This window comes from Micrococcales bacterium, from assembly GCA_009784895.1.
Lineage (GTDB): Bacteria > Actinomycetota > Actinomycetes > Actinomycetales > WQXJ01 > WQXJ01.
Window position 1 is genome coordinate 19,929 of the sequence record WQXJ01000029.1, and the last position, 10,332, is coordinate 30,260.

Below are 10,332 nucleotides of genomic sequence, written 5' to 3' on the forward strand. Positions count from 1 at the left end.
TAGGTGCATGGCTGAAATTCCGAGGCCTTTTGGCGCCCTACTGACCGCCATGGTGACGCCGTTCAACGAGGACGGCTCCCTTGACGAGGCGGGCTTGCAGGCCCTTGCCCGCCACCTAGTCGACCTGGGTCATGACGGGATTGTGGTCAGCGGCACCACCGGCGAGTCGCCCACCACCACCGACGCCGAAAAGCAGCGCATCATCGAGCTGGCCAAGGAAGCTGTCGAGGGCCAGGCCCAGATTGTTGCCGGGGTTGGCACATTTGACACCGCCCACACAGTTGAGCTGGCCAAAGAGGCGGCCGATGCCGGTGCTGACGGCCTACTGGTTGTCTCGCCTTACTATTCGCGGCCATGCCAAGCGGGGATGATCCAGCACTTCCTGCGGGCGGCCGACGCCACCGAGCTACCGGTCATGGTCTACGACATTCCGATCCGCTCAGCCGTCCACCTTGACCCCGCCACGGTGCGCGAACTGGCAGGTCATGAGCAGATCGTGGCGGTCAAAGACGCCACCGGTGACCTGGCCCGAGCCTTTGGGTTGGGCGCTGTGACTGGTTTGGCTTGGTATTCCGGCGACGACAAGCTCAACTTGCCCTTCTTGGCCCAGGGCGCTGCCGGCATGGTTTCGGTAGTTGGCCAAGTGGTGGGCGACCGCTGGCGCAGCGTCATTGACGCCATTGACGCCGGCAATATCGACAAGGCACGCCAGGTCACGGCCCAGATCTGGCCAGTGGTCAACGCGATTTGCGGCGGTGGCCATGGGGTAACCATGGTCAAGGCGGCGCTGGAAATGGCTGGCTTGATCGAGCGGCGGACGGTGCGTTTGCCCTTGTTCGAGCCCACTGAAGTCGAAACTGGCCGGGTGCGTCAGTCGTTGATGGCGGCCCGGGTGTCAATCAAGCGATAGGACGCGAGTTTTGTCACACCATTTGCTGGGGCCGCCGGCCGCGCTGGCGCCCGGCTGTTTGCGGATCGTTCCATTGGGTGGATTGGGCGAGATTGGCCGCAATATGACGGCCTTTGAATTGGACGGCAAGCTGTTGGTGGTCGACTGCGGGGTGCTGTTTCCGGAGGAATCCCAGCCCGGGGTGGACCTGATCCTGCCGGATTTTGGGCCAATTCGAGACCGACTAGATGACGTCGTGGCAGTGGTGCTGACCCACGGGCATGAAGACCACATCGGGGCGGTGCCGTACCTGCTGCGACTAAAGCCGGATATTCCACTGGTCGGCTCGGCCTTGACCCTGGCTTTCACCGAGGCGAAGCTGGCCGAACACCGGATCCAACCCTTCTGCCTAACCGTGGATGACGGGTCGCGCGAGGAGCTTGGCCCGTTTACCTGCGAATTCATGGCGGTGACGCATTCGATTCCGGACGCGTTGGCACTTGTGATCGAAACGCCGGCGGGCCGGATACTGCACACTGGTGACTTCAAAATGGATCAGCTACCGCTTGATGGACGGGTGACTGACCTGCGCGCTTTTGCCCGCGCTGGCGATAGGGGGGTCGACCTACTAATGGTCGATTCGACCAACGCCGAGGTGCCCGGTTTTGTGCCAACCGAAATGGAAATCAACTCGGTGCTCGATTCGGTTTTCCGGGCAGCCGAGGGCCTGATCATCGCGGCCTGTTTCTCCTCCCACGTCCACCGGGTGCAGCAGGTGGTAGATGCGGCGGCGGCCCATTCGCGCAAGGTGGCCTTCGCTGGGCGATCAATGATGCGGAATATGACCATTGCCACCAACTTGGGTTATTTGACCTCGCCACCAGGCACAGTGGTCGATCTCAAAACAGCCGATTCGCTGCCCCGGGACGAGGTTGTCTTTGTCACCACCGGTTCGCAGGGCGAACCGATGGCGGCTCTGTCACGTATCGCCAATGGCGATCATAAGATCCACGTTGGTGACGGCGACACGGTGATCTTGGCTTCTTCGCTGATTCCTGGAAACGAGAACTCGGTCTACCGGGTCATCAACGGCTTGACTCGGCTGGGAGCCAAGGTGGTGCACAGCGGTAACGCGCGCGTCCACGTTTCCGGTCATGCCGCCACCGGTGAGTTGCTCTACCTATTCAACCTGGTCCAGCCCAAAGCGGTGATGCCGGTGCACGGCGAGGTTCGTCACCTCAAGGCCGCCGCCGCACACGCAATGGCCACCGGCGTGCCAGAAGATCACGTGATTATGGCTGAGGATGGCTTGGCCATAGACGTGGCCGATGGCGAGGCCCGGGTGGCGGGATTGCTCGACGTTGGTTTCGTCTACGTTGACGGCTCGTCGATCGGTGAGCTGACCGAGGTCGAGCTAAAGGACCGGCTGATCTTGGGCGATGAGGGTTTCATTACGGTGGTGGCCGTAGTTGACGCAGACGCGGCCACGGTGGTCAGCGAGCCAATCATCCAAGCCCGCGGCATTGCTGAATCAGATGAGGTTTTCGCAGAGGTTATCCCGGAAATCATTGCCGCCCTGGTGGACGCGATGCGGACTGGGGCGACCGACCCTCACGGCCTGCAGCAGGTCATCCGCAAAACCTTAGGCCGCTGGATTTCGAAGACCCTGCGCCGCCGCCCCATGATCATCCCCATGGTGGTCCAGGTCTAAGCCCCCACCTGTTTTACCTTGTCCGTCAGGTTGTCCGGGTGTCTTCCAGGGTGGATTCGAGCACCTTGGCACGCATCTCAGGCAGCATAAAGGCGGCCACCGCACCAATGGCGAAGGAACAGGCGAAGATAGTAAAGACCCAACCGGTGCCAACTCGGGTGAAAACCAGCGGCGAGATCAGCACAGCCAAAACCGAAGCGACCCGACCAAAGCCGGCCGCCCAACCAGCACCAGTGCCGCGCAGCACGGTGGGATAGACCTCGGGCGTGACGGCGTAAAGGGCACCCCAGGCCCCCAGGTTGAAGAAGCTCAGTGTCATGCCGGCTGCGATGATCCCCGCCGTCGTGTTGACCTGGGCGAAAAGTGCCGCGGCAGCGGCCGATCCAACCAGGTAGGTGGCCAGCGTTGCCCGCCGGCACCATTTCTCGATCAGAAACGCCGCCATGGCGTAACCGGGCAGTTGTGCCAGGGTGATGATCAGTGTGTATTGGAACGACTTGGTGATGGAGCCGAGGTCCTGATTCAAGATTGTCGGAAGCCAAATGAAGGCTCCGTAGTAGGAGAAGTTGACACAGAACCAAACCGTCCAAATGGCCGCGGTGCGCCGCGCCAGGCCACCTCTAAAGAGCTCGCTAATGGGCACCCGAACTGGGTCGTATTCACGGGCCGGATCAACCGGGGAGGGCTTACCATCGAGCTCACTGTCACCACCCCGGCTAGTTACCGGCTCCTGGGCTGGGGCAGTCTTGACGTTGGCGACGGCCTCGAATCTGGCCACCACCTGCTCGGCTTGGCCGTATTGGCCCTGCGCCTCTAAGAAGCGGACTGATTCCGGTAGTGTGCGGCGGACCACAACGGCGTAGAGCGCCGGCAGTGCGCCAAAGGCCAAGGCGACGCGCCAGCCAAGACTGCCGAAAACGCCATCGGGCGAAGCCACAAAGTAACCCAGCAGAGCGGCCCCGGTCCAGCCCACGGCCCAAAAGGCCTCGAGCCAAACGATCATCCGGCCGCGAATGCGCGGCGGGGAGAATTCAGAGACCAGGGTGGAGGCTACGGGCAGCTCGGCCCCCAGGCCCAAGCCAACTATCAGGCGCAAAATGATCAGCGCCGTGATACCCATGGCCAGGGCACTGGCGCCGGTGGCCAGGCCGTAAAGCACCATGGTCAGGGCGAAGACTTGGCGGCGGCCAATCCGATCTGCCAGCCAGCCACCCATCGAGGCGCCAATGGCCATGCCAACAAAGCCGGCGCAGGCCAGCCAGGACCCGGCAGTGATGCCGAGGAAAGTCGCTTTGAGGTCCCAATTGGCCGGCAGCGCCACCAGGATGAAACTGATCAGGCCAACGTCCATTGCATCCATGGCCCAACCCACGCCGGAGGCGCCCAACAAGCGGCCGTGCAGGCGGGTGAAGGGCAGGGCATCAAGCCTGGCAGAACGTGTTTGAGAGGACTGGGCCATAGTCGGTGGGCTCCTGTGCCGCGAGGCAAGTTGGCGTTGGGCGGCGCGGTTGGCGCCGGGGCCCAACCCTAGCGCAGTTGACCGGGTGGCGGGTCCGTCTTCGACTATCTGGGAGGTGGCGGTGGCACTACCTAGCACCGGGGCGTGGGTGTTGGACTGGAGTCGGTTTGGGGACAATACTGGCTGGTGGCGGCGTAGTCCACCGTTCTGCCTCCAAAGGCCGGGCCGTCGAGTTTTGGCTCGAAGGAAGCAGACATGAAGACGGAACTAGCCCCGGGTCCATCAGCTACAGCCAACGTTCGGCGCCGTTTTGGCCCGCTGACCAGGCCCATCATCTTGCTCGTGGCCGCGGCGATTGGGATTGGCGGCCTCAGTGCGGCGCAATCGTGGTCTTCGGGTCAGTCCGCCGCGGCTGATGAGCCAGGGCAAGCCGATATTTTGAATAGCACATTCGAGCTCGACGCGGGACCGAAGTATGCCCAGGACCCTGATTCCTTCTACACCGGCACCTTCCGGCTGATCGATTACATGGGGCAGCCGGTCGAGGGCGCACTGGATGACGGCTTCCACAAGCTGAGTTGTGTCCAGGACACAGTTGTCACCGTGGTGCAGATTTCGGTGACCGACGTGGTCGAACAGGGCAACGGCTTGTATACCTGCGAGATTCGCGGTGTGCTGCCGGGCTCCTACACCGTCCCGGTGGCGGGCTATGTCGAGTTCATGGGATTCTTCGACCGGGTGGGGTGGCCTCAGGACGCGGTCTTTACGAGCCCACCGGAGGTGGCTCGGGCGGTGTTGACGGTTTCGTCTGGTCATGTGCCACCTGATGGTTCGGCTACACATACGGCCACGGTGACGGTGACTGATGATGGTGGCGTTGGTGTGCCCGATGTCGCGGTGTCGTTTGTCGTTGATGGTGCGGCCCAGATTGTCGGCTCCGCGGCGGCGCCGCCAAATTCGCTGACGGTGGAGACTTCGGCTTCGGGTGTTGCTGAGGTTGCGATCACAGACGTCAGGGACGAATTGGTAAATGTGACCGCTAGTCTGCCACCCACCATTGGCGCCATCACTGTGGAAGGATCACCGGCCTGGGTAGCGTTTGTTAGCGAGCCCGTGTTTGACCAACTGTCCGTGCGGGTTTCGCCTGAACCGGTGGTGGCAAATGATAAGGACACGGTCACTGTAACGGTGACTTGGCTAGACGGCTGGGGTGAAGCAGTAAGTGGCAGGGGCGACCGTCTGGTGGCCACCGTTCCAGCGGAGGCCGAACGTTGGTGTGCGATTTCCAGTTTCACTGAGACCTCGACGCCAGGGGAGTACACGGCGACGATTGCCTGCGGCCGGCCTGGTAGCTACCAGGTCCAGGTTTACACCCGAGACAGCTCTAGTTCGCCCTCGAGCTCTTGGCTTAGGATCACCGATCTGACCGAACCGGATCCGAACGATGTGGCTGAATTCCAGCCATTGATGCCCGAGGGCGATGGCCCAACGCGGGTGGCCTACCAGGTTTCCCCCGGCAGTATCTTGGCTGATGGCGTCGATGAGGGTGTCATAACGGTGACAGCGTTCCATATCAACACCGGAGCGGCGCATAGTGGTATGGCAGACAGCTTCAGAGGCTTCCCGCCAGAGGAGTGGGCCGGGCAAACCGTGGTGTCCGAATTCGTTGAGACGGCCGAGGCTGGTGTGTACACAGCAACGGTCAAATCGACCGCTGCGGTTGACCAGGCAATTGATGTGTACGTCAATGTCCATGGTCCTTGGACCACCCGCGATGAGGCATATCGGATTGGCCACGTGGCGCTCCCGGACGTGAACTACATTGCCCATTTCGTGGCTTGTTGTGAACCACCTGAGGCGACTCGCGCGGTGTTGACGGCTTCATCTGGTGCGGTGCCACCTGATGGTTCGGCCACACATACGGCCACGGTGACGGTGACTGATGATGGTGGCGTTGGTGTGCCCGATGTCGCGGTGTCTTTCTCGGTTGATGGCATGGCTCGGATTGTTGGTTCGACCGCGACACCACCAAATTCGTTGACAGTAGTGACTTCGGCTTTGGGGATCGCTCAGATTGAGATCACGGACCTGAGGGCGGAATATGTCCAAGTAACGGCTAGTCTGCCACCCGACATTGGCGCCATCAATGTGGAGGGTTCTCCGGCCGGGGTGGCGTTTGTCAGCGAGCCGGAATGGATCAATGCGACTTTGTGGGTGACGCCCGATTGGTTGCGGCTGAATTCCAGCCTTGTCCCGCCGTACAACATCAGCCAAGAAGGCGTCATTAGGGTGAAGGCGGTTCATCACCCATCCGAGACGCCTTGGACGGGTGCGGCCAACAGCTTCAAGGCATTTGGCAGCCCCGCCCTCGAGTCGCGCACTATCATCTCCGCCTTTACCGAAGTTGAGCCTGGCACCTATGAGGCGACGGTCGCTGCCTACGACGGAGTCGATCAGCAGATCGAAGTCTATTTCCAACCATGGGGCACCACACCCGGCTACCGCGGTGACGGTGTCCGCATTACCACGCTGGAGGAACCAGATCTTAACGACGTGATTCACGTCAGGGACGGGCACGGGGACGGCATCATTGTGCCCGAAATGTCGGTCGAACCGTGCGCGGCTTTGTCGCCGCTACATCCGCAGGTGCTGTCTGACGGCCAGGATTGCCAGAGGGTCACGGTCGTGTTGAGGCAGGGCTTTGGCTACCCTAACGGCGAAGGTCCGCCCATTACCGGTTGGTTTTCTGAAGACGAGGACAGGAACCACTTTGACTATTCCGCCGGTCCCAATGTTGTTGTGTCGAATCCGGTTGAAGACCCGCCCGGGACCTACACCATGGAGGTCACTTCGACCACTGCTGGCGACAAGCAGCTGAACTTCTACTTCACCAAAGTCGATATCCCCGGTGGGCCTGTGATCACACTTCGCCCGCCACCGATCGCGTCGTTCGGCCCGGCTGTTTTTGACGTCGACGCGGCGCTGACGGTTTCGTCCGGCCAGATGCCAAGCGACGGTGTGGCTGTGCACACGGCTACGGTGACGGTAACTGATGCTTCCGGCGATGGGATCGCTGATGTCGCGGTGTCTTTCTCGGTTGATGGTTCGGCTCAGATTGTGGGTTCGGAAGCGACATCGCCCAACACCTTGACGGTAGCGACTTCGGCTTTGGGGATAGCGCGGGTTGACATCACGGACCTGACCGGAGAAGTAGTCAACGTGGCCGCGGCCTTGCCACCCGGCATCGGCTCTGTGCCCGTCGAAAACTCGCCCGCCCAAATTGAGTTTGTCGATTGCTGTGAACCGCCGGAAGTGGCAAGTTCCACCTTGAGAGTGTCGTCTGCACCGGTATATGCAAACGGTACGGACACGGCGACCATCACGCTGGCGGTGTTTGACACCTGGGGTGCGCCAATTAGTGGACTGGCTGACCGGTTGTTGGCTCGGTCGACGGGATACATGGAGGACTATGTCACGGTCTCAGATTTCGCTGAGACTGCGACATCGGGGGTGTACACCGCAACCGCCACGTCAACAATGCAGGGTTACGCCGACATCCTGGCCTTTTACCTGCCGGCGGGTCCGAGCACACCGACAAGCGAGTGGCAATGGCTGATGGTGCTGGCCGAGCCCAACCCAAACAGGACGGTGGATTTCTATATGCCTCACGGCGATTGGTGGCCCTCATGGTGGATCGAGCCATGCAGCCCCATTACCGTGTCTCATCCTGCCGTTTTGGCCGACGGCACGGATTGCTTCATAGTCAAGGCCGAAATAGGTGACCCGAGAGAGCCAGAATTCTTGTGGCCCAGGCTCGATGATGCCAGCACCTACTCGGCTGTTTCGACGCCCACAGGGGCCCAGATCGCCGAACCGGTCGAAACTTCGCCTGGTCGCTGGTCCATCGAAGTGACGGCGACAACCGCGGCGGATTACAGGCTCCAGTTCTACTACCAGTCCTATCCGTGGGCGACCTACCCATTGGTGGCTTCGTTTGTTCCGGTCGATTTGCCGCCGATGCTGTCGACTTTGCGGGTGTCTCCTGCTTCGATTCTGGCCGATGGGATCGACCAAGGTGTAATCACGGTGGAGTTGAAAGACCCAGAAACGGGCAATGGGCTGACCGGCTTGGCCGGAAACCTGGCCGGTTTCCCACAGTTTTCGTCCTTCGTAGTGGTTTCTGAATTTGTCGAAACCACAACCGCCGGAGTCTACACTGCATCAGTAGTCTCGACTCTTGGCATAAGTCAGCAGATCCTGGTCTTCTATAACCCATTGGGCCCGGTCACCGGACGTAATACAGGAATCAGGATCTTGGAATTGGCTACCCCGGAGCCAAATGACGTGGCTCATTTTGTGCCGACCTGGACCCCGATTGAGGTTACCAGTGCGACGCTGACAGTAACGCCAGGCGTGGTGGCCAATAACGGAATAGGCCGGCACGCGGCCACGGTGACGGTTATTGACCAGTTTGGTAGAGGTGCGCCCGATGTCGCGGTGTCGTTTGCGGTTGATGGTTCGGCTCAAATTGTCGGTTCGGAAGCGACATCGCCTAGCACCTTGACGGTAGCGACTTCGGCTTTGGGGATCGCGCAGGTTGAAATTACGGACCTGGCCGGAGAAACAGTCAACGTGACCGCGGCCTTGCCACCCGGCATCGGCTCTGTGCCCGTCGAAAACTCGCCTGCCCAAATTGAGTTTGTCGGATCCTCTGGACCGCTAGACCCGGCTCGGCTGACCTTGAGAGTGTCGTCAAGGCTGGTGGAAGACGATGGCATTGGCACGGCCACGATCACGGTGACGGCGTACGATGCCGCAGGTGGGCCGTTTAGTGGAATAGCCGACCGCTTAGATGCCACAACACAGGGAAGCTATGACTCCTTCCTGACGATATCTAGGTTCACCGAAACCTCGGCGCCTGGGGTTTACACGGCGACCGTGGCTTCGACCTTGCCAGGCAGTTACACAATTTGGGCTCGGTACGCTTGGGCGGATCCGAACATGTGGGGAGGCGGGCCACTGTGGATCACTGAGCTGGCCGAACCTAACCCAAACAATGTGGCCAGCTTCTACCACCCCCACGGCGATTGGTGGCCGTCTTGGTGGATTGAACCATGCACCCCGATTACTGTGTCCCATCCTGCTGTCCTGGCCGATGGTACGGATTGCTACATTGTCAGGGCCGAGATTGGTGACCCGAGAGAGCCAGAATTCCTGTGGCCCCGGCTCGATGATGCCAGCACCTACTCGGCTGTCTCGACGCCCGCAGGGGCCCAGATCGCCGAACCGGTCGAAACTTCGCCTGGTCGCTGGTCCATCGAGGTGACGTCAACAACAGCGGCGGATTACAGCCTTCGGTTCAACTACCGGTCCGATCCGTGGGCAACCTACCCATTGGCGGCTTCGTTTGTTCCAGTCGATCTACCACCCATGCTTTCGACTTTGCGGGTGTCTCCTGCTTCGATTCTGGCCGATGGAATCGATCAGGGTGTGATTACGGTGGAGTTGAAGGATCCAGAAACAGGGAACGGACTGATCGGTTTGGCCGGAAACCTGGCGGGTTTCTCGCAGTATTCGTCATCCGTAGTGGTTTCTGAATTTGTCGAAACCACAACCGCCGGAGTCTACGTTGCCACAGTGACCTCGACATCCGGTTTTGATTACCAGATGGCGGTCTTCTATAACCCATTGGGCCCGGTTACGGGACGTAATACTGGAATCAGGATCATGGAACTGGCTACCCCGGATCCAAATGACGTGGCTCATTTTGTGCCTACCTGGAGCCCGATTGAGGTCACCAGTGCGACGCTAACAACAACGCCTGGCGTGGTGGCCAATAATGGAATAGGCCGGCACGCGGCCACGGCGACTGTTACTGATCAATTTGGTAGAGGTGTGCCCGATGTCGCGGTCTCGTTTGCCGTTGATGGTGCGGCTCAGATTGTTGGTTCGACGGCGACGCCGCCCAATAATTTGACGGTGCTGACTTCGGCTTGGGGGATCGCTCAGGTTGAGATCACCGACCTGACCGAAGAGGTGGTCAACGTGTCCGCGGCCTTGCCACCCGCCATTGGCGCCGTGACGGTCGAGAACTCGCCCGCCCAGATCGAGTTTGGTGGGGCTGTAGACCCGGTGTCTTTGGGGTTGTCGTTGGCGGCTCCGGTGGAGGCGTCGTTGGTTCATGTTGAAGCCCAGGTGATCCGGGCGACTGTGGCCACCGTTGAGACGCCACCGGTTTTGACTGGTGGGGTTGATGTGGTGTTCACGGTGCCG

General features: G+C 60.6%; 4 protein-coding genes. 3 read left to right on the top strand and 1 reads right to left on the bottom strand.

What is annotated here, in order from left to right:
* The first annotated feature begins 7 nt into the window (after positions 1-7).
* Together dapA and FWD29_06470 are read left to right on the top strand one after the other, a co-directional pair.
* Positions 8-910, top strand: coding sequence for a 4-hydroxy-tetrahydrodipicolinate synthase (gene dapA / locus FWD29_06465; GenBank protein MCL2803580.1), 903 nt, complete (start codon positions 8-10; stop codon positions 908-910).
* A 103-nt stretch (positions 911-1,013) separates the two neighbouring features.
* Positions 1,014-2,600: a ribonuclease J gene (locus FWD29_06470; protein MCL2803581.1), complete on the top strand. Its 1,587-nt coding sequence runs from the start codon at positions 1,014-1,016 to the stop codon at positions 2,598-2,600.
* Between the two features lie 25 nt (positions 2,601-2,625).
* On the opposite strand, the gene FWD29_06475 is transcribed toward FWD29_06470, so the two are convergent.
* On the bottom strand, positions 2,626-4,059 hold the full coding sequence (locus FWD29_06475; GenBank protein MCL2803582.1) for an MFS transporter: 1,434 nt from the start codon (positions 4,057-4,059) through the stop codon (positions 2,626-2,628).
* Between the two features lie 255 nt (positions 4,060-4,314).
* On the opposite strand from FWD29_06475, the gene FWD29_06480 reads away from it, so the two are divergent.
* Positions 4,315-10,332, top strand: a 6,018-nt coding sequence (locus tag FWD29_06480) for an Ig-like domain-containing protein (protein ID MCL2803583.1), incomplete at its 3' end; no start/stop codon positions are given.

Coding starts and splice junctions, on each gene's coding strand:
- dapA (MCL2803580.1), top strand. CDS start 8: ATGGCTGAAATTCCGAGGCCTTTTGGCGCCCTACTGACCGCCATGGTG.
- FWD29_06470 (MCL2803581.1), top strand. CDS start 1,014: ATGACGGCCTTTGAATTGGACGGCAAGCTGTTGGTGGTCGACTGCGGG.
- FWD29_06475 (MCL2803582.1), bottom strand. CDS start 4,059: ATGGCCCAGTCCTCTCAAACACGTTCTGCCAGGCTTGATGCCCTGCCC.